Source organism: Paenibacillus sp. SEL3, from assembly GCF_054602585.1.
In genome coordinates, this window is record NZ_CM137725.1 from 4,879,913 (window position 1) to 4,898,414 (window position 18,502).

Annotated in this window: 18 protein-coding genes; 8 read left to right on the top strand and 10 right to left on the bottom strand. The window is 46.1% G+C overall.

What is annotated here, in order from left to right; all coding sequences use genetic code 11:
* The first annotated feature begins 67 nt into the window (after positions 1-67).
* The gene (gene trmL, locus ACYCS5_RS22505) at positions 68-532 is read left to right on the top strand and encodes a tRNA (uridine(34)/cytosine(34)/5-carboxymethylaminomethyluridine(34)-2'-O)-methyltransferase TrmL (RefSeq protein WP_023987805.1); all 465 of its coding nucleotides are present in this window, start codon (positions 68-70) and stop codon (positions 530-532) included.
* A gap of 375 nt (positions 533-907) precedes the next feature.
* Complete coding sequence (locus tag ACYCS5_RS22510) at positions 908-1,156, top strand: AbrB/MazE/SpoVT family DNA-binding domain-containing protein (RefSeq protein WP_013309439.1); 249 nt, start codon at positions 908-910, stop codon at positions 1,154-1,156.
* A gap of 98 nt (positions 1,157-1,254) precedes the next feature.
* Here the strand turns inward: ACYCS5_RS22510 and ACYCS5_RS22515 are convergent, their stop codons facing one another.
* Together ACYCS5_RS22515 and ACYCS5_RS22520 are read right to left on the bottom strand one after the other, a co-directional pair.
* The gene (locus tag ACYCS5_RS22515; protein ID WP_029516515.1) at positions 1,255-2,322 is read right to left on the bottom strand and encodes a phosphodiester glycosidase family protein; all 1,068 of its coding nucleotides are present in this window, start codon (positions 2,320-2,322) and stop codon (positions 1,255-1,257) included.
* Positions 2,319-2,726: a hypothetical protein gene (locus ACYCS5_RS22520; RefSeq protein ID WP_340884843.1), complete on the bottom strand. Its 408-nt coding sequence runs from the start codon at positions 2,724-2,726 to the stop codon at positions 2,319-2,321. Before ACYCS5_RS22520 ends, ACYCS5_RS22515 begins: the two co-directional genes overlap by 4 nt.
* Positions 2,727-3,001: 275 nt before the next feature.
* Between ACYCS5_RS22520 and ACYCS5_RS22525 the strand changes: the two genes are divergently transcribed.
* Both ACYCS5_RS22525 and ACYCS5_RS22530 read left to right on the top strand, forming a co-directional pair.
* A complete protein-coding gene (locus ACYCS5_RS22525; RefSeq protein WP_029516517.1) occupies positions 3,002-3,658 on the top strand; it encodes a response regulator transcription factor in 657 nt (218 codons plus the stop codon).
* A 50-nt stretch (positions 3,659-3,708) separates the two neighbouring features.
* Positions 3,709-4,962, top strand: coding sequence for an aminotransferase-like domain-containing protein (locus ACYCS5_RS22530; RefSeq protein WP_165145068.1), 1,254 nt, complete (start codon positions 3,709-3,711; stop codon positions 4,960-4,962).
* Between the two features lie 19 nt (positions 4,963-4,981).
* Here ACYCS5_RS22530 and ACYCS5_RS22535 read toward each other — a convergent pair whose 3' ends face one another.
* Positions 4,982-5,815 carry a DUF2161 domain-containing phosphodiesterase gene (locus ACYCS5_RS22535; RefSeq protein WP_459760149.1) on the bottom strand — a complete coding sequence of 278 codons (834 nt, stop codon included), beginning with the start codon at positions 5,813-5,815 and terminating at the stop codon, positions 4,982-4,984.
* A 283-nt stretch (positions 5,816-6,098) separates the two neighbouring features.
* Here ACYCS5_RS22535 and ACYCS5_RS22540 point away from each other — a divergent pair, with 283 nt between their 5' ends.
* Both ACYCS5_RS22540 and ACYCS5_RS22545 read left to right on the top strand, forming a co-directional pair.
* On the top strand, positions 6,099-7,994 hold the full coding sequence (locus ACYCS5_RS22540) for a PrkA family serine protein kinase (protein ID WP_029516521.1): 1,896 nt from the start codon (positions 6,099-6,101) through the stop codon (positions 7,992-7,994).
* Positions 7,995-8,285: 291 nt separating this feature from the next.
* Entirely contained in the window at positions 8,286-9,308 is a 1,023-nt protein-coding gene (locus ACYCS5_RS22545; protein WP_165145074.1) for a globin-coupled sensor protein, read from the top strand.
* Between the two features lie 41 nt (positions 9,309-9,349).
* Here the strand turns inward: ACYCS5_RS22545 and ACYCS5_RS22550 are convergent, their stop codons facing one another.
* The 7 genes from ACYCS5_RS22550 to ACYCS5_RS22580 all read right to left on the bottom strand — a co-directional run bounded on the left by ACYCS5_RS22550 (position 9,350) and on the right by ACYCS5_RS22580 (position 15,949).
* Positions 9,350-10,225, bottom strand: a complete 876-nt coding sequence (locus tag ACYCS5_RS22550; RefSeq protein WP_165145077.1) for an arylamine N-acetyltransferase family protein — start codon at positions 10,223-10,225, stop codon at positions 9,350-9,352.
* 246 nt (positions 10,226-10,471) lie between these two features.
* A complete protein-coding gene (locus ACYCS5_RS22555) occupies positions 10,472-11,368 on the bottom strand; it encodes an aminoglycoside phosphotransferase family protein (protein WP_165145080.1) in 897 nt (298 codons plus the stop codon).
* Between the two features lie 18 nt (positions 11,369-11,386).
* Complete coding sequence (locus tag ACYCS5_RS22560; protein WP_165145083.1) at positions 11,387-12,397, bottom strand: aminoglycoside phosphotransferase family protein; 1,011 nt, start codon at positions 12,395-12,397, stop codon at positions 11,387-11,389.
* Positions 12,398-12,603: 206 nt separating this feature from the next.
* Positions 12,604-13,155 carry a PepSY domain-containing protein gene (locus ACYCS5_RS22565; RefSeq protein ID WP_165145086.1) on the bottom strand — a complete coding sequence of 184 codons (552 nt, stop codon included), beginning with the start codon at positions 13,153-13,155 and terminating at the stop codon, positions 12,604-12,606.
* Positions 13,156-13,273: 118 nt separating this feature from the next.
* Positions 13,274-13,867: a PepSY domain-containing protein gene (locus ACYCS5_RS22570; RefSeq protein ID WP_165145089.1), complete on the bottom strand. Its 594-nt coding sequence runs from the start codon at positions 13,865-13,867 to the stop codon at positions 13,274-13,276.
* A gap of 22 nt (positions 13,868-13,889) precedes the next feature.
* Positions 13,890-15,251, bottom strand: a complete 1,362-nt coding sequence (locus tag ACYCS5_RS22575) for a sensor histidine kinase (protein WP_165145092.1) — start codon at positions 15,249-15,251, stop codon at positions 13,890-13,892.
* Positions 15,248-15,949 (bottom strand): response regulator transcription factor, encoded by a 702-nt coding sequence (locus tag ACYCS5_RS22580; protein WP_069012810.1) that lies wholly within the window; start codon positions 15,947-15,949, stop codon positions 15,248-15,250. Before ACYCS5_RS22580 ends, ACYCS5_RS22575 begins: the two co-directional genes overlap by 4 nt.
* A gap of 252 nt (positions 15,950-16,201) precedes the next feature.
* Between ACYCS5_RS22580 and ACYCS5_RS22585 the strand changes: the two genes are divergently transcribed.
* Together ACYCS5_RS22585 and ACYCS5_RS22590 are read left to right on the top strand one after the other, a co-directional pair.
* Complete coding sequence (locus tag ACYCS5_RS22585) at positions 16,202-16,888, top strand: response regulator transcription factor (RefSeq protein WP_165145095.1); 687 nt, start codon at positions 16,202-16,204, stop codon at positions 16,886-16,888.
* On the top strand, positions 16,885-18,468 hold the full coding sequence (locus ACYCS5_RS22590) for a sensor histidine kinase (protein WP_165145098.1): 1,584 nt from the start codon (positions 16,885-16,887) through the stop codon (positions 18,466-18,468). The genes ACYCS5_RS22585 and ACYCS5_RS22590 overlap by 4 nt, the downstream gene beginning before the upstream one ends.
* Positions 18,469-18,502 lie beyond the last annotated feature (34 nt).

Here is an 18,502-nt window from a genome sequence, read left to right on the forward strand (position 1 = left end):
GTATACACTTTGGTTAAACTGTAGGTTATTTGTCTGATGAATTTAATGATGAAGGGAACGAAACGAGATGCCATTACATATTGTGCTTGTCGAGCCGGAAATTCCGGCCAACACAGGGAATATTGCCAGAACGTGTGCTGCAACCGGAACTCATCTGCATTTGGTGAAGCCACTCGGCTTCCGTACCGACGATGCCACGTTAAAACGCGCCGGACTTGATTATTGGTACGCTGTCCACATTGAATATCACGAGTCTTTTGCTGAAGTGCAGGAGAAATATCAGGAAGGTCGCTTTTTTTATGCGACGACCAAAGCAAATCAGCGGTATAGTGATATTGCATTTCAGGATGGAGATTTTTTGGTATTTGGTAAGGAAACGAAAGGCTTGCCTCCTGAATTGTTAGCTGCTAATCCAGATACATGTATCAAGATGCCTATGTCTGATAAAGTAAGATCTCTAAACTTGTCGAATTCCGCTGCAATTATCGTATATGAAGCGCTGAGACAAATGGATTTTCCGGATTTATCATAAAGAGCATCAGGTGAACAAGTATAAATGCGAATAAAGAACCAGGACCTTAGTTGCTAATAAAAGTTTCACTTTTATTGCTCAAAAGTACATGACAGTAGAGCTTAAATCAAGCTTGTATGGTTAAAAACTTGCGAAATTTCTCAACTAGGGCTAATGATAATTGGCTTTCCGGTCGATAAAAATATTATAGACATTCTGTACCATACTTTGATATGGTTCATGATTTTATGAAAAAATGTAATAAAATTTCCTGTGATCAGCAGGATTCGACAAAAAGACAGCGAATACTACATAAAGAATAGTGTCTTTGTACCTAGTTTTTCGCATGGTAAGAAATTGTAAGTTATTACTCAATAGGAGAGGTGTACGATCACGATGAAACCTGCCGGTGTGGTACGTAAAGTTGATCAGCTGGGGAGAATAGTTTTGCCTAAGTCACTGCGTAAAAGATATCAAATGAATGAGGGAGATCCTGTCGAAATTTTGGTTCAGGGTGACCACATTATTTTGGAGCGTTACCGTCCAAAATGTGTATTCTGCGGGTCAGTAGAACAAGTGAACGATTTCAAAGACCGTTATATTTGTGCTCAATGCCTGACAGAAATGACACAGTATTCCTCCTAAATGAGGCAAAAGCATCACGACATTCGTTCGTGATGCTTTTTTTCGGATAGAGACGTACGTCGGCAAGCATATTTAATTTGGTAGCAGACTACACATGACTATTTATAGAACAAAAAATGAGTAGGGACTGGACGCAAATTACCATCTGACGGTTTGTTTACGACTCGACCGTTAAGTATAAGCGACGAGGAACCGCCTCCGTCCAAATTATAGGCATCTTGAACACCTAGATTGTACATTTTTCCTTGCAGTTCTTCGAGCGTCGCGCCCGAACCCCCGCTTTCATTGTAGCCGTCTACGACAATAATGAGCAACTGATCATCTTTATAGTTGCCAATGACCGTACGTGGGGCCCGCTTGGGGGAGACTTTCCATTTGTCAGGAATAGGCATTTTTTGTCCCCTTTGCAGCAGGACGGGAACGAAGGTAGCCCCAAAGGTAGGCTTTAAGCTGTCAAGTGCACCTTGACTGTAAAATTTGCCACCGATAAGCTTGCCATCGTTACTCAATCCGACGAAGGATAAATCCTTAAAACTGGACTGAAAGCCAGTAAGGTAGTGGCCATTCAAGACAGTAGTGCTTAATGGATAGCGTTTGCCGTCTCCATCCGCAAAGCCGCCTGCATTGATGCCTGCAATAGCTCCGTGTCTCAAGACTGCACGCATGGTGGTTTCGGAGCCACCCAATTTGTCACTTCCCAAAGACATTTTCATAGCAGTAGGATCTTTAAGTTTGACCTTCATAGCGTAGCCATGATAAATTCCCGGGTTTACCTTAAACAATTCAATGGTAATCCGGTTGCTATCTACCCGCTCATAGGGAACTCCCAGTTTGGCGGTGATGCGTCGATCATAGATGACCGCGGGCCGCTTGGACTGCGTAGAGGCAGTCACGACAAGCTGATTCATCGTTTGGGTGGTTTGCTTGTAGAGCTCAGAAGTCCGGCGAATTGTAGATAAGGTGTACGTTGCCGTTTGCTTGGCTTCATCAAGCTGCTTGCCTACTGATTGCGTTTGTAGAGTGACTTCAGCTTTTTGCAGACTTGAAGAAGTAGACCCAGGAAAGCTCAATGAGGGATGCACTAACAAAATACACCCCAACAAACCGATAAAAGGAGCAAGGGCCAACATAAAGAACCGGTTCACTTGTTTTGCGTCTACATTCATTTTAGCAAGTCCATTTTTTTCTGAAGTGTATTAAGTTGCTGCTTAACTTCGTTTAATTGGGTATACAATTTATTGCTGTTATCGGTCTTATTGTTTGCATTATCCTTCGTAAAGGTCAGTAGTTCATTGAAGGACTGGACTTTGCCTTGCAATCCGCTAACTTCCTTGGAAAGAGCAGTCAGTTGCTTTTCATAGTCAGAATTGAGTGCTTGAATCTGTTGGTCTGTATGGGTTTGCATCTCGTTTAGCATTTGCTGCTTCAAGTGATTGCTATACAGATAGGTTGCTAGAGCACCTAGTATAATAAGAATGAACCAAAATAGCAGAAAAGCCTTTATGGGTAACCCCTTTCTTGAATTGCTCCGCCGAGCTTCGGCAGAAGGACGTTCAGGTGAAGCTTGCATACGATTTTCAACTCCCGTGTAAAGTCAAATTTCCAGTCTTTATTTGCAGTTCCAATTCTATCATGGGCCTATTTATTTCGCAAAAGCGAAATAGTCGTATAAAAATATTGGAAAAAGAGATTGCATCGGAAGGAAGTCCTAGGATACAATTTCCTTAAACGTTTTTCGCTTCCTATACGTTCACATTCGCGCAATTTCTACATATGCAATCACCAATTTTAGGATTATTCTCGCTATTAACTATGTATTTTTTTGTAAAATCAGGAGGTTTAGATATGAGAAAAGTATGGCAGGTGGTCATCATAGATATCCATCCTACAAGTATGCTGGGAACAAAGCTTATTTTGGAAGACCAGCAGGATTTGCTTGTCAGAGGGATGTCTTCCTCCGGAACGGAAGGCTTGGAGCTAGCTTGCTCCATTCGACCAGAAATCGTTTTAATGGACTACAGGTTGCCTGAGGGAACGGCGGAACCATTTTTGACACAAATGCGGGCCTTGTCTCCGGACAGCCATATTGTTATTATGACGGATGAGGATAATATTACTTTGTTTCAGCAGCTAATTTCGCTCGGAGCAAATGGAATGTTATCCAAACAGGCATCACCGAGCCAGTTAATCCATCTGATCAACGGTTTACGCGAAGGATTTGCTTCCTTGCCGATGGATTGGATTCGGTATGGTAACTGGCCCTTTATGCCATTAATGGCATCCGAGCCTTTTGACGAATTGACACAAACCGAAGTGTTTATTATGGAACGGATTGTACAAGGAATTACATATGACAAAATTGCTATCGAGATCGAAGTTAGCCGGCGTTCCATTGATAATTATCTACGTAAAATTTATGCAAAATTAGGCGTGTCCAGCCGGGCGCAGGCGATTGAACGTTATGCCTTATATGCGCGTCAGAGGAAGCAGCTATATGCCTGATGCGTCAGCCCGGAGATCATGACCTATTTTTCAGGAGAAGGAGGATGTTCATGCAATATTCCTTTGCTTCACGAACGGCTGCGATGTTGGCTTCTCCAGTGCGTCATATCCGGGAAAATGCGAGAAGACACTCCTTTATATCTCTGGCTGAAGAATTGCCTGCACAAGAGCTGTTTCCGGTGAAGTTGCTGGAAGAAGCGGCCCATGATGTGTTTGGCTCCGGCCCTGATGCCCTCCAGTATGGTGAACCGGAGGGCTATTTCCCTTTGCGAGCATGGCTTGCGGGTGAGTGGGAACAGCGTAAAGGAGTAAGAGTACCACCAGGTCAAATCCTTCTCACGACAGGCAGTCAGCAGGCCATTGACCTGATCATAAGGCTGATGGTGGATGAGCGTGATCCGGTATTGGTCGAAAATCCTACATCTCCTGGATGTTTACAAGTACTATCTATGCAGGGTGCACAGATCGTTCCTGTAGAATCAGATGGGGAAGGTGTCATTCCTGATAAGCTTGAAGCTTTAATGATCCGTTATCGACCCAAGCTTTTTTTTGCCACGCCAACGTTTACGAACCCCACGGGCTCCTTGTGGAGCGCGGCAAGGCGGCAGGAAATTTTGGACCTGTGTAGGCATCATGAGGTACTGGTAGTTGAGGACGATTCTTATGGTGAATTGCATTTGAAGCAAAAAAATGAGTCCCATGACAAGAGTCCGCATGGTCAGAGTCGAAAATTCGCAGAGACTTACCCCTCACTATTTGCGCTGGATCATGCGGGTCAGGGCGGTCAAGTGCTCTATATCGGTTCGTTCAATAAAACCGTTGCTCCTGCGCTGAGAACGGGTTGGGCTGCTGGTCCTGCGCCGCTGATTGAAGGAATGTACGCCTTGAAGCAGTTGGCTGATATGCAATCCAGTACGATGAACCAACGGCTGCTGTTCCAATTGCTGACCAGCTCGCGTTTTCAATGGCACGAGCACTTAGCGATGCTGAACAAGGAATATTCGACTCGACTTCAATTAATCTTGGAGTTGCTCAAGCGTCCGTTTTGGAAAGACGTGACGTATCATATTCCGTCCGGTGGCATGTATGTATGGGTGCAGCTGCCCGAGGGGCTGGACAGCGCATTGCTGCTAAAGGCGGCGTTACCCAAAGGCGTAGCCTTTATGCCAGGTGCGCTATGTGCGGTTGGTAGTGAAGGCGCGTCCCATATTCGCCTCAATTTCAGCCATCCGGGCCGTGAGCAATTGCTTATGGGCATGAATCTGATCGGTGAGACGATTAGTGAATTTACTGCGCGGAGCTAGCAAAAACCATCGCCCCATGTCAGTCATCCACCGTTTCCGCAGCAACGGTGGAGTAAGTGATTGGCGCTTCCGCAATCTGGCGCTGTCCACTGTCCTCGTCAAGCTCTGCGTCCATTCCAGCGGCTGTTTTAATGCCATGTTCTTGCAGTACTGCCGCATACTCGTCCAAGGCAGCTTCGCCAAACGGAGTCAGTCGATAGCGGCCGCGGGATACGCGCTCAAACCAGCCGTAGTAGTTATGCTGAAGCACGGCAGCAGCTGTGCTGACGGCTGCTATGCGAGCGAGCTGCGCCGGAGCGGCTTCCCCCAAGCTCTGCAAGGCTGCCGCTACGCGCAGCGCTTTTTCCCGATAGGCAGTGACCAGCTTGCGTCGGGTGCTGCCGCCAGTATTGTGGTCACCGCTGCGTGCGTGAAATTCCCTCAGTAACTTTTCCTTGCGCGAGCCCGGGCGTACCGCTGCTGCATTGCGGGCATTGTCGCTAGGTACCGCAGGCTTACACAGTACTTCAACGAGCGGCGGCTTCGTTTTGAAATGGGTGACGGTAAGCAAGCCAAGTCCTAACTGGCGGCACAGTCCGACCAGCTCGTTCCAGCGCTGATTCACGGCCCCTTTTTTGGCACGATTCCGTTCTACAGCCACATATACATTGCTGCTTAGTTTCAAACGCTGCATGCCTTGCAGCACAAGCGCCAGGTTAAACGTCTTTTTGATCTCCACAATCAGTGGTGTCTGTTGCCCTGGCTTGATACCCACCAAATCGCAGTTGCGCACCTCTCCTTTGACTTCATATCCCAAGCTCTCAAAAAAGGCTTTCACCGGAGCGTACAGCTCCGTCTCATGCCGAACCGCCATGACTTCTTCCGCTCCTTTATCCCATTATTCCGAGCTTATATTGTACCATAATGCGTCAGGTCCGCGTCGTTGTTGTATATTTTAGCACAGTGTATCCCTTGGTTTTTTCGAAAAAGCAGAGAGACCTGTCACAAAAAATAGGTCAATTCTGAAATCAATCTGCATAGGTATGTATTACACTTTTTTTAAGGGGATTGCATCATATCCTGAAAGGCGTGACGAGTGTAGCCATAATCATCAGGAGTGGAGGATAGTCATTACGCAGTCATGGGAGGAACCGAGCATGAATATTTTTGAACGCGTTGCGGAGTACCGGGCGGAAAACAACCGTCTGGCCTGGAGCGGCACTTTTAGAGAGTATATTGAGATACTCAAGAAAGACCCGACGCCGGCGATGACAGCTCATGCACGGGTTTACAAGATGATTGAATCTTTTGGTGTAGAAGAGGTTGGGGGACATAAGCGATATAAATTTTTTGAGCAGGAGATCTTTGGACTGGACCGAGCGCTGGAAAAGTTGGTGGAGGAATATTTCCATTCCTCAGCCAGGCGACTCGATGTGCGCAAGCGTATCCTTCTTTTGATGGGACCCGTCAGTGGGGGGAAATCGACACTGGTCACGTTGCTAAAGCGTGGCTTGGAGAAATTTTCGAGAACGGATCAGGGAGCCGTATACGCGATTGAAGGCTGCCCGATGCACGAGGACCCGCTTCATCTGATTCCCCATGAGCTGCGTCCCGATTTTGAAAAGGAGCTGGGTGTACGGATTGAAGGTAATCTCTGCCCATCCTGCCAGATGAGATTGCGTACAGAATTTGATGGCGATATTGAAAAGGTCCGCGTGGAGCGGGTGTTTATATCGGAAGAAAACCGGATTGGTATTGGTACGTTCAGCCCTTCTGATCCGAAGTCACAGGATATTGCTGATTTGACGGGCAGCATCGACTTTTCCACGATTACGGAGTATGGTTCGGAATCCGACCCGCGTGCGTATCGGTTTGACGGAGAATTGAACAAAGCAAATCGTGGACTGATGGAGTTTCAGGAAATGCTGAAATGCGATGAGAAGTTTTTGTGGAATTTGCTTTCTCTGACCCAAGAAGGTAATTTCAAGGCCGGGCGGTTTGCGCTCATCAGTGCAGATGAGATGATCGTGGCTCACACCAATGAATCCGAGTATAAAAGTTTCATTGCAAACAAAAAGAACGAGGCATTGCAATCAAGGATGATTGTAATGCCGATTCCTTATAACCTGAAGGTGTCTGAAGAAGAAAAGATTTACGCCAAGCTCATTAAACAAAGTGATATGAGACATATCCACATTGCGCCTCATGCGCTGCGTACGGCTGCCATTTTCTCCGTGCTTACCCGCTTGAAGGAGACGAAGAAACAGGGGATGGATCTGGTCAAAAAGATGCGCATGTATGACGGTGAAGAGGTCGAAGGATACAAGGAAGCCGATCTGAAAGAAATGCAAAGTGAGTTTCTGGAGGAAGGTATGTCCGGGGTAGACCCGCGGTACGTCATTAATCGCATTTCTAGTGCATTGATTAAGCAAAATGTGGAATCCATCAATGCCCTGGACATTTTACGAGCAATCAAGGATGGTCTGGATCAACATGCCTCCATCACAAAGGAAGAACGGGAGCGCTATCTGAATTTCATTTCCGTGGCTCGTAAGGAGTATGACGAATTGGCGAAAAAAGAAGTGCAGAAGGCCTTTGTGTACTCTTTCGAGGAATCAGCCAAGACGCTGTTTGACAACTATTTGGATAACATCGAAGCTTTTTGCAATTGGGCGAAAATTCGCGATCCGCTCACAGATGAGGAACTCGACCCGGATGAGCGGCTCATGCGCTCTATTGAGGAGCAAATCGGGGTATCGGAAAATGCGAAAAAGGCATTCCGTGAAGAAATATTAATCCGTATTTCTGCGTATTCTCGCAAGGGACGGAAGTTTGAGTATCATCATCATGATCGGCTTCGAGAAGCCATTGAGAAGAAGCTGTTCGCCGATTTGAAGGATATTGTGAAGATTACGACTTCAACCAAAACGCCTGACGCTAATCAGCTCAAACGGATGAATGAGGTGATTAAACGACTGATTGAGGAGCATGGCTACACAGGAGCCAGCGCTAACGATCTGTTAAGGTATGTAGGTAGCCTCCTGAATCGGTAAGACGAAATAATAAATAAGTACAGTATGGTGAAACTATGGGTTGATCTGGATGGTTCCACACAGTCGTGAGGTATCCGATGAACTTGTTTTAGAGGGAATTCGGCAAGCACAGGGAGTTAGGTGCTGCTGGATTCTTTTTTTTGTATCCATAGACAGTTGGAATTATGTATTTTTTCTGAAATTGCTATGAAAAAAATCATAATCAATCTTCTGCTTTTTTAACATTTTCTAAAAAGTTGCCGATAAATATGGTAATGTAAAATCTATGTAAACTATTATTTGGAGGAACTTATGATTCATGTCGTGGAGAGTAGATTAAAACAGATACAATATATTGGTATTACTGATGATGATTTGGCTTTATTGCATCATTATCAGGGACTATTCCAATCTATTGTGAACGAGGTCGTGGATCGGTTTTATGAACATGTAGAAAAGGTTCCGCATCTCATGTCGATTATTTCCAAATGGTCAAATATTGAACGGCTAAAACAAACACAACGTGAATACTGGCTTTCTCTCGCAGATGGAAAAATAGATGATCCGTTTATCGAACACCGTCTTTTTGTGGGGCAGGTACATTCCCGAATCGGATTGTCTTCCGATTATTATTTGGGCACATACATTGCTTATCTTGATATTGCAGTAGACATTTTAAAGCGTTCGGGGATAGAGGACTGGTATTCTATTGTGCACGCTCTTTCCAAAATGTTCAACCTGGATTCCCAGCTTGTACTGGAAGCTTATCATGAAAAAGAAAAGGAACAAATCAACGACCTGGCCGACGAACAAACGCAGGTGCTGACCGTTGTGTCCCGAATTGCGCAAAATTTGACCGGGATGATTGCTGAGCTTAGGGAAAATACGGATAATATCGCGGAGAGTGCCTGCAACACTGCTTCTTCGCAGGAACAAACGGAGGAACTGGTACAGCATTTGAGTGACGAGATTAAACATATTGAGCAGATGAGCGGTACAATCCGGGAACTGTCCGATCAGACTCACCTGCTGGGACTGAATGCGGCGATTGAGGCAGCCCATGCGCAGGAAGCAGGACGCGGGTTTCAAATTGTGGCACAGGAGGTACGAAAGCTTGCATCTAATTCAAAGCAAGCACAGGAGCAAATTCAGCGCAAGGTGCTGGATATTGCCCGTATGCTTGACAGTGTGCAATCCGAAACCGCTGCAACAACAGCCAGTGCCCGGCAACAGGCCTCCAGCTCAGAGGAATTGGCTTCGTTCACAAAGCTGATCGAAAACATGGTGAAGGAATTGGAAATGCTGCAACATTCCTCGGAAATGCTAAAGGTGTAAGATGTGGCTTGAAGGCTAACCTTACGTTGGAGGCTTCACTGCTATAACGATTCAGTCATAGACTTTTTCCATTCTATATGAGCCGCAAGTACTCTTTTCCATAACTCGTCCCGTTCCTGGTGACTGTAGTTAACGAGCGGCTCGCCAAATACATCTGCCAACACTTCCAGCCACTGCGATTTCTGATCCAGCTCTATTTTTTCCAAACCGTTTAGCCCGCGCTTTTTCCAAATACATCCTCTGAGTTCATTCGCCTCTAATGCTTGCCTTTGCCGAATCAGAAATAGGTTAAACCATGGAGATTCCGCTGAGCGGCTATAGAAATGATGTTTCGGCATGAATTCTTCCAAATCCTGAACAACCGCTGGAGCAAAATCAACGCCAACAAATGAAGCAAGCGAGTCATGCTCTAACCGCCAACCTTTTGTAACAACCCCGGATTCCATGACTTTATAATGAAGAGGAGCCTGTTCATAAGTTCCCATACGGAGTGGAAGAGGCTCATATGGCATATCGCCCAGCCCGACATCAACAATCCATACTTCATCTTCATGATGCTCATTTAGCAAGTTCACTGTTAGTCCAAGATGAAATGAATTAATGCGTGGTTCAGTTCCCAGAGGTTGTACCCCGGCACGATGCAGAGAAACTTTGTACCCTAGTGAATATAGTAGTGCACTAAAGGCACCATTCAGATGAAAACAATAACCACTTCTCCCATGTAGAATGAGTTGAATGGATTCTTGAAAACCAATGGCTGCCGGCTTCCTTGCATAAATGTCCAATGTTTGCCATGAAAGATGTTTTACATGAGCCTTATGCAGCTCAACTAAATAGGGAAGGGTAGGAGGTTGAATTTCGGGAATTCCGATTCTGTTTAAATAAGCTTTTATTTCTTCTTTTGTCATGGTGTACATGTACAGTCACCTCTATTGTTGTTAGTTTCCCAGATTCTCTTCTCGAAACCATTGAGCATTGAGTCTTAGCATCATTGTAGAAGGGGGAAGTGCTGTTTACAATGCTATACATTTTTGATTGTACCGGTACAGTTAGCAAATCGATTGGCTTTAGCGGCATGCGCTTTTCCTGTAGTTGTTGTCAGAACACAAAAAAACAGACCGTTTCATCGGGTCTGTTTTTTTGTTTAGTTCCAAGCTGACCGATTATAATAGTGATCTGAGTTCACGTCGGTATTTGTTCAAATGAACGAACGAGGGAATGACTCGTTTGGCAGAACGGAAGCCGCCTATTCTGATATTGCGGACCACATGATAGGGAGAGATCAATAGTGCGTGAAGCAGATGCAAATCATGGGTGCTCAATGGACGATATCGTTGATAGTAATCTATCGCGCGCAGCATCTTTGTCCCATTCCAAAGACAATTCCGATGAAGAAGATGGGAGAGATCTTTCATCCTTACATGTAGGGAGCAATTTTCAAAGTCGATCAAATGGATTTTGAGCTGTTTGTCTTTAATCAGATTGGGATAATTATAGTCGCCGTGTATAAATGCGGCGGCTTTTTGCTCCCGAGCAATGGCTTCTCTAACTTTGGGCTGCTGTAGACGATGGGACACTTCTTCACAAAGTGCTACGAGATGTGCTGTGCCTCTGTATGGGATGAGGCGTTTTTTGTATCCAGCTATTTCATCGCTCAAGCCTTCATAACGGATTCTGGATGGCGGAGCTTCAGTGATAGGAAAGCCCATGGCACTGGAATGGAATTTGGCTAAAGTAGCAATTCCCTTTTTGAAGTCTATTCTTTTTGTGAATTCTGGTCTGAGTCCATGAACCCAATTGGTTAATGTATACGAAACACCTTCATAGGTCATGTAAGCCGTTTGTTGTACTGTTGGATAGACCTTTTGGCTGCGTGTAAACCCGCGCTCATCCAGGTAGGACAAGACACGTGTAATAAAACGGATCTCTTCTTCCGGGAATTTGTAGGGTTTTAAGCAATAAGTCGTATTAGCGGTCTCAATCTTGTGAATGTCCTTCATTTGACGGGTACGCTGAATTTTGATTCCATACATCTGCTCAACGTTCGATAAAATCGACATTTTGCTCCTCACTTTCTTTTATACATGAGCCCACTCCTGCAAAATATGGATGATTTGTAATCGAAGAGGCCACGACTGATCCCAATGGTCCAGGATTTCACGATCTCTTGAACGGTGCGGGTGTCGGGAAGCATGCCAGGCTTCTCGTGGTAGTTTATATAAAGCCGTAACAATCTTCCGTTCAGTTCGGCTTAGTGGCTTGCGTTTTTGGTATCCCTTCAGCAAGGATTGCACAAATTCAGGATTGAATTGAGTCGTATTCATAAGGGCCTTTGCCAAATCAGCATAGACTGAGCCGATCTTAACCCGATCCCAATCAATGATTTTGAGATGACCACCATCCGAAATAATGACATTTGGGGTAGTGATATCACTGTGTATCAAGGAGGGGTGCCGATGTTCCATCCGAAGCAGCCTTATGATAGATGCATCCTGCAAATCCTTCCATGCTCGCCTGGATAAACGTTTGCAGTTTTCGCCGTGAGCATTGTACCAGTTGCGGTACGTTTTATCATGGCGACTGTTTTTTATCATTTTTCTTTGAAAAAGACGATCCTGGTTTTTCCATATCCGCAATTGTTGAATGGTCGGAGGGGATTTTCCTTTATCCATCCGATGCAAGCCGGTGGAGGTGGCGTGAAGTGTGGCAAGTGCCCGCCCCAGTTTTTCGAAATCTTCAGCGGTCTCCAGTCCCCGTCCTTTGACCCACTGGCTTACATAAAATGGCGTTCCTTGATATAGAGTCCATAACTTGCCGGAATGAATGGGGAGCCATGCGGGCATATAGGTATACTTTCTCTTTTTCAAAAGCCTTATATGGCTCGCAGCTCGTTCCATCTGTTGAATCGTATTTGAACGGACCATCTTTGTACGACTAAAGGGTTTTAATGCATAAGTTCCTTTTTTCGTTTTCACCTGGATCACTGCATTTTTTCGGTATAATGATGAGACTAAGCTTGATTTTAATGGAATCAGGCCGAAACGACGGGTGATTTTGCGAATCTGTGCTTTAGTATAGGATTTCGCCATAAGAACCTCACTTGACTTTGAATTGAAGAACAAGGTAATCCTCTGTTAGTTATCAGTCTATTCATGAAGAAATAATAGGTGCAGTTTTATGGAGCCATCTTCGTTCTTTTCCTGTGTCACATGGGTCAAAAAAACGGAGCAGCGAAAGTTCGCTGCTCCGTTTTAATTAACTCTGTATTTAGTTACCCTGATTATGACCTGGGTGATTAATATTCGTTGTCATCATCATCTTCGTCTGTATCCACGATTGCGCCAGATGATGCATGGATTTCAAGCTCAACGGTTCCTTCGTTGGTGAGTACCTTTACCTCGTAGATGAACTGTCCATCTTCCTTATCCAATTTAGAAGACAAAAGGGTACTCCCGGGCACGTGTTTAAGCGCAATTTGCCCAGCCTGCTTTTCAGTCAGGGTGATGTGATTTGGCTTGTTAAGGATGGACTCGTCATTCGAGTCATGATCAAGCTCAGAATGGGAACGGATGGTTTCCCCAGTATAAGCATCAACATCTATATCCCAATCTCTATCTCCTTGTTGGAGATCCACCTCATAGTAGACCTTTCCGTTTTTGCGCTCCAGTTCGACATCTTCAACTTGTGCATTATTCCCCACAGCTTTCTTGGCAATGTTGGCAGCGGCGGTCGCTCCAATAAGACCCGTAGGTTTAGCGGCCCATACGGCACTCGCTGAGACACCCGTAACCGTAACTCCAAGCAGAACCGTGGCTGCCATAATTCCTAATGTATAATTTTTTTTCATTACATCATTCCTCCTTGTGCTATAAGCATGAATACAGCTTATCTCTTGAACATGAGAGGAACATAATAGAATCATGAGAAAACCATGAGAAACATGAGCTAAGATGATCGTCAAATCGTCATGATTCGTCGTGCGCCTGTTTTTCTTTTTCCCAAGTTATAGAGTCAATAGAGCCCGATACTGCATTGACCTGTACTACTGCTTCACGCCCATCTTTTACCTCAACCTCAACCAGATAGTAGAGGCCTTTGTCGTTGCGATGAAGCTCAATATCATCGGATGTTCCGTTAACTGCTTGGGCAGCAAGCTTGGCTGCTTCTTTCTCCGTAATGACGAGAGAGGCTGGGTCAGGTTTATTAGTTGGATTCGATGTGTCTCTGGTTGGTGAGGTACCGGGCTTGTGGTCCTGGGGCTCCTGCTTCGCATCTGTATAAGCCTGTGTCCGCTTAATAGAGTCGATGACACCGTCATAGGCATTGGCTCTTATATCGTATTTCCCTTTGGCGCGTTCCAGCCTGATCAGATAAAAATCACCCAAGCGTTGCGTTTCAAGCACCTCACCGGGATACTGATGCAAAACGGATTGGATGACGGCCTTTTCTTCCAATGGAGAAGCTGCTAACGACCGTGCCCAAGGCCACTGTAAAAGGCAAATTGTAATCAACACAGCCGCCAGCGTACCTCCAATCATCCACACATAGATAGCTTTCATCGGTATTCCCACCTTTGACTTATTATTTTGGAACGGTAGGGAGGATGATCGTTGCAGTTGTTCCGCTTCCCTCTACACTTTCTAGCCCAATTTGAGCATGTATAGCTTGTGCAATTCCTGTAGCCAATGATAAGCCTAGCCCAGCCCCACCTTCCTCGCGGCTTCTGGCTTCATCCACACGATAGAAACGGTCGAATACTTTAGATAACTTTTCTTCCGGGATTCCAATTCCTTGATCTGTGATTTTTATGCAGGGTTGAGTTGTGCCGTCCACGGTATCAATCATCAGGTGTATCGGCTCGTCACTGTATTTGCGTGCATTATCCAAAAAGATAAATAGGAGCTGCTTCAGCTTATTTTCATCGGTATAGCCAATGCATTCTGTCTGAACATCCAGTTGAATTTGTCGGGCGAACGCATTTTCAAATGTAGTCTTTAATTCTGTCGCTATTCTGGTCAGGCGTACAGGCTCCAGCACGACATTCCACTGTTCTTCGTTTCTGGCCAACAAAAGAAGCTGCTCTGCCATGTCCTTCATTCGGATCGCCTCGGAATGGATCGCTTCAACGGATTCGGCAAAAATCTTGGGATGCTGCAACCCCCGCCGTTTGAGCAGGCTGGCATAACTTTCAATAATGGTGAGCGGCGTCTTCAATTCATGGGACGCATTAGATACGAATTGTTCTTGCCTGACGAAATTTCGCTCCAGCAGTTCAATCATGTCATTAAATGTTTCACCCATTTCGACCAGTTCGTCGCGTGATGATGAATGGAGCGGAAGACGTTTAAATTTCCCGCTGCGCTGAATTTCTTTCATCGTGCTAATCATAGATGTAATGGGACGTGTAATCAGTCTGCCGAGCAGTCTTCCCGATACCACGACAGGAATGAGCGCAATGCCAGTGACAGCAACAAGTACGATTCTGAGTACCTGTAGCGTCTGCATCGTCGGTTGCAGACTTTCGGTCACCTGGAGATTGACAACCTCGCCATTGGTCCAAATCATGGGGAGCGATACAAGAATGTAACGGTTGCTTTCATAGGTAATGATGCGAACCTGCCGTGTTTCATCAAAAACGCCCTTCATCAAGCTAAGAGATTGCTCGGAAGAAGAGGTGATAGGGGGAAGAAAGTCGCCTTCTGGTTTCATTAGCCGAAGCATGCCATCCAGCGGTACATAGGCTCGGAGAAGATCCTCAGCGGCTACGGATACCGGAGCACGTTGAATCCCACGAATCATGTTCTCTGCTGCGGCCTCTACCTGGTCTTTTCGACTGTCTATCGAAAGTTGGCTGAATAGGAAATAGACTGAGAAATGAATGGCCACAAGTAAAATCCCGAATAATAACGAGGTATACGTATGGATTTTGTTTTGTAGCTTCATAAGGATTCCTTCAGAACATAACCAATTCCGCGTACAGTATGGATCAGCTCAGGGAGCTGGCGCGTAGGGTCGATTTTATTGCGCACGTAGCGAATATACACATCGACCACATTGGTATCGCCCATATAATCTATGCCCCATACATTCTCCAGTAATTGTTCACGGCTAAGTACCTGCCGCTGATGTCTGAGTAAATGAACGAGCAAGTCAAACTCTCGCGGTGTAAGCTCAATGTTGTGCTCTCCTCGAAGAACTTCACGAGTACCTTCATGGAGACGTAAATCCCCGGCACTAAGCCATTGATCTACCACTTGTGGAGCCATGTCTTTCGTTGCACCCACTCTGAGTGCGGCCCGTACACGTGCAAGCAGCTCTTCGATCACAAACGGTTTGGTAACATAATCATTGGCTCCCAAATCGAGTCCCTCGACCTTATCTGCAATGGAACTTTTAGCCGTCAGCAAAATGACAGGAACGTTCGCATCATGCTTACGAATCCTCCGAAGTAGCTCGATGCCATTGAGACCGGGAATCATAATATCCAGCAATACTAGATCCCAATTGCCTTTGCAATACGTCTCCAACCCATCAATTCCGTTTTTTTCTTTACATACTTGATAGCCTTCAAATTGAAGCTCGATCTCTAGAAGCCGGGCAATCTTCTCTTCGTCTTCTACGATCAAAATAGAATGTTTCATGATCATGCCCTCCTGTAGGCGAATAGCCGATACGGAAGTATTTTAGCATATACGGACAGGTAAGACACTTCAAAGCGCAAGGCAGTGAGGGAAGAGACGTTTATACTGCGTCATATTTCCTTGACATTAAAAAGGGACAAAGTGTAACGATAGCGCTATGGAAAGTTGCAGTAACATAAGTTCAGGCCGCGGGCTTGCCCTTTGTCGCCAGGAGCGTAAAATAAAATGAAGCGAGAGCAGGGAGGGCAGGACATGGATAAAAAAATACTGATAGCGGACGATGAGGCGAGCATTCGAAATGCGCTGGCTTATGCGTTAAAGCGAGAGGGTTTTTTGGTGGAAACCGCCGTTGATGGGGAGGACGCCTTGGAAAAAGTACGTTTGTTCCATCCGGATGTGCTCATACTGGATGTGATGATGCCCAAACTGGGTGGATATGAGGTGTGCCGCCGTTTGGAAAGTCGGAAGGGCATCGGTATTTTACTGCTGACGGCCAAAAACGATATCGTTGATAAGGTGCTCGGACTGGAGCTGGGTGCGGACGATTTTATGAGCAAACCGTTTGATCTGAGGGAACTGCTCGCTCGTATTAAAGCATTGGTACGGAGACTGGAGCGAGAAGGAGCACCTGCCCCTGAAGGAACAGAAATGGTACTCGGCCCATTACGGGTACGTCCGTCCAGCCGAACAGCTGAACTTGGATCCATAGCGCTGGATCTGACCCCCAAGGAGTTTGATGTGCTGGCGCTGTTGGTATCTCATGCCGGAAGGGTGTATACACGGGACGAGCTGCTGGAGCAGGTATGGAGCTTCGATTATGTGGGCGGAACGCGGACGGTGGATATTCATATCCAGCGTTTGCGCAAGAAGCTTGAGCCGCATCAGGCGATATTGCAGACCGTGTATGGTATCGGCTATAAGGCAGAGAAAATGACGTGAACGAACATCATTCACTCCATCAGCAAGGAAACTTGCGGTCCACCGACCAGCAGAAGCGCAAATGCAAACCTACAGGCTTGAGCCTGCGTTGGAAATTTCCGCTGGTACTTGCGGCTTTGCTGCTGTTTACTGTCGGTGTGCTGAGCTGGCTCGTGCTTACTGGTATTCGCGCTAACCAGACAGATCAAATGGAACGCAGCTTAAAGCGTCAGGCCGAAATTGTAGAAATGCGTGTAAAACAGTCTTACCTGTTGGGAGTGCGCCAATCACCGGAAGACTTTATGAAGAAGCAGGGACCTCAACTCGCAGTGGAACTGGGCGTATCCAGTAATATGCGCGTTATTTTATATGATGGTCAAGGGCATGAGGTTGGCAATTCTCTACCGCTGGCTTTTAGAACAGATGTCAGCCAGGCGCTCTCCTATGCGATCCAAGGCAAAATTGCATACATTACGGAAGGAAGCGCAATCACTTATTTGGCTCCGCTTCAAGGTCCGGACGGCTTACTGGGAGTGGTACAGCTTCACAGCTCAACAGAAGCGCAGCAGCAGTTCTACCGGGCCATTGCCCACTTGTTTCTATGGACGGGGGGTGCGGTGCTGGTATTGAGCTTTATCTTGGGTTTAGGCTATGTCAGCCGCCAGACGAGGGACATCGGAAGACTGACTCGTGCTTCTGAACAGATATCGGCAGGGCATTATCCGGAAGCCAGACTGCTGCGGCGGCAGGATGAGCTGGGAAGACTGGATGAAGGAATGCTCCAGATGAGCCATGTGATCCGGGAGAGCATTACCGCGCTGGAAAACGAAAAGCTTCGGCTGGAAGAAGCGGTTCAGCGTTTGAGAGAGCTAGAGCAGCAGCAAAAATCTTTTATTGGAAATATCAGTCATGAACTAAAGACTCCGTTAACCTCTATTCAAGCTTATGCTGATTTACTGGATATGTATGGGGATGATCCTGAACTGGTGCGTGAAGCGAGAGAAAGCATCAGTAAGGAAACAAAACGGTTGTACGAGCTTGTCGAGGACTCGCTGCGGCTATCTGTGCTGGATAAATATGATTTTGAATTGCATACGGAGGCTGTGGAATTGCATTCGTTACTGGAAGATGCAGGGAGCCGTATTCGAGGAAAAGCAGCAGCGCGTAGACTGAATTTTTCGATAGATACCGTTCCTGCCCAGGTGTGGGGAGACCCTAAGCATCTGATGCATATTGTACTAAATTTGCTGGATAATGCAGTAAAGTATAATCAAGACGGTGGATGGATTACGTTATCGAATCGGGTAGAACAGGACACTGTGATTGTGTATGTACGCAATTCCGGTCCGTGGATTCCTAGGGAGCAATGGGACATGATTTTTGAGCCGTTTGCTACTTTAAGTCGTGATCGATCTCGTCAGGACAGCGGTACGGGACTCGGTCTTCCTCTGGCGCGCAGACTGGCGGAGCGCATGGGGGGAGAGTTGCAGCTTACAGCTTCAGACCATAGTGGGTTGGAAAATGGAAACGGCCATACGAATGTAAGTGGTAATGAATTTTCGCTTAGACTTCCCCTCTTGGTTCACGATAGCTCCCTGTAAACGGCCGATTGTTAGCACAGGGCTAGAATGGTGT

Excerpts from the sequence above, each read along its gene's own strand:
- trmL (WP_023987805.1), top strand. The coding sequence starts at position 68 with ATGCCATTACATATTGTGCTTGTCGAGCCGGAAATTCCGGCCAACACA.
- ACYCS5_RS22510 (WP_013309439.1), top strand. The coding sequence starts at position 908 with ATGAAACCTGCCGGTGTGGTACGTAAAGTTGATCAGCTGGGGAGAATA.
- ACYCS5_RS22515 (WP_029516515.1), bottom strand. The coding sequence starts at position 2,322 with ATGAATGTAGACGCAAAACAAGTGAACCGGTTCTTTATGTTGGCCCTT.
- ACYCS5_RS22520 (WP_340884843.1), bottom strand. The coding sequence starts at position 2,726 with ATGCAAGCTTCACCTGAACGTCCTTCTGCCGAAGCTCGGCGGAGCAAT.
- ACYCS5_RS22525 (WP_029516517.1), top strand. The coding sequence starts at position 3,002 with ATGAGAAAAGTATGGCAGGTGGTCATCATAGATATCCATCCTACAAGT.
- ACYCS5_RS22530 (WP_165145068.1), top strand. The coding sequence starts at position 3,709 with ATGCAATATTCCTTTGCTTCACGAACGGCTGCGATGTTGGCTTCTCCA.
- ACYCS5_RS22535 (WP_459760149.1), bottom strand. The coding sequence starts at position 5,815 with ATGGCGGTTCGGCATGAGACGGAGCTGTACGCTCCGGTGAAAGCCTTT.
- ACYCS5_RS22540 (WP_029516521.1), top strand. The coding sequence starts at position 6,099 with ATGAATATTTTTGAACGCGTTGCGGAGTACCGGGCGGAAAACAACCGT.
- ACYCS5_RS22545 (WP_165145074.1), top strand. The coding sequence starts at position 8,286 with ATGATTCATGTCGTGGAGAGTAGATTAAAACAGATACAATATATTGGT.
- ACYCS5_RS22550 (WP_165145077.1), bottom strand. The coding sequence starts at position 10,225 with ATGTACACCATGACAAAAGAAGAAATAAAAGCTTATTTAAACAGAATC.
- ACYCS5_RS22555 (WP_165145080.1), bottom strand. The coding sequence starts at position 11,368 with ATGTCGATTTTATCGAACGTTGAGCAGATGTATGGAATCAAAATTCAG.
- ACYCS5_RS22560 (WP_165145083.1), bottom strand. The coding sequence starts at position 12,397 with ATGGCGAAATCCTATACTAAAGCACAGATTCGCAAAATCACCCGTCGT.
- ACYCS5_RS22565 (WP_165145086.1), bottom strand. The coding sequence starts at position 13,155 with ATGAAAAAAAATTATACATTAGGAATTATGGCAGCCACGGTTCTGCTT.
- ACYCS5_RS22570 (WP_165145089.1), bottom strand. The coding sequence starts at position 13,867 with ATGAAAGCTATCTATGTGTGGATGATTGGAGGTACGCTGGCGGCTGTG.
- ACYCS5_RS22575 (WP_165145092.1), bottom strand. The coding sequence starts at position 15,251 with ATGAAGCTACAAAACAAAATCCATACGTATACCTCGTTATTATTCGGG.
- ACYCS5_RS22580 (WP_069012810.1), bottom strand. The coding sequence starts at position 15,949 with ATGAAACATTCTATTTTGATCGTAGAAGACGAAGAGAAGATTGCCCGG.
- ACYCS5_RS22585 (WP_165145095.1), top strand. The coding sequence starts at position 16,202 with ATGGATAAAAAAATACTGATAGCGGACGATGAGGCGAGCATTCGAAAT.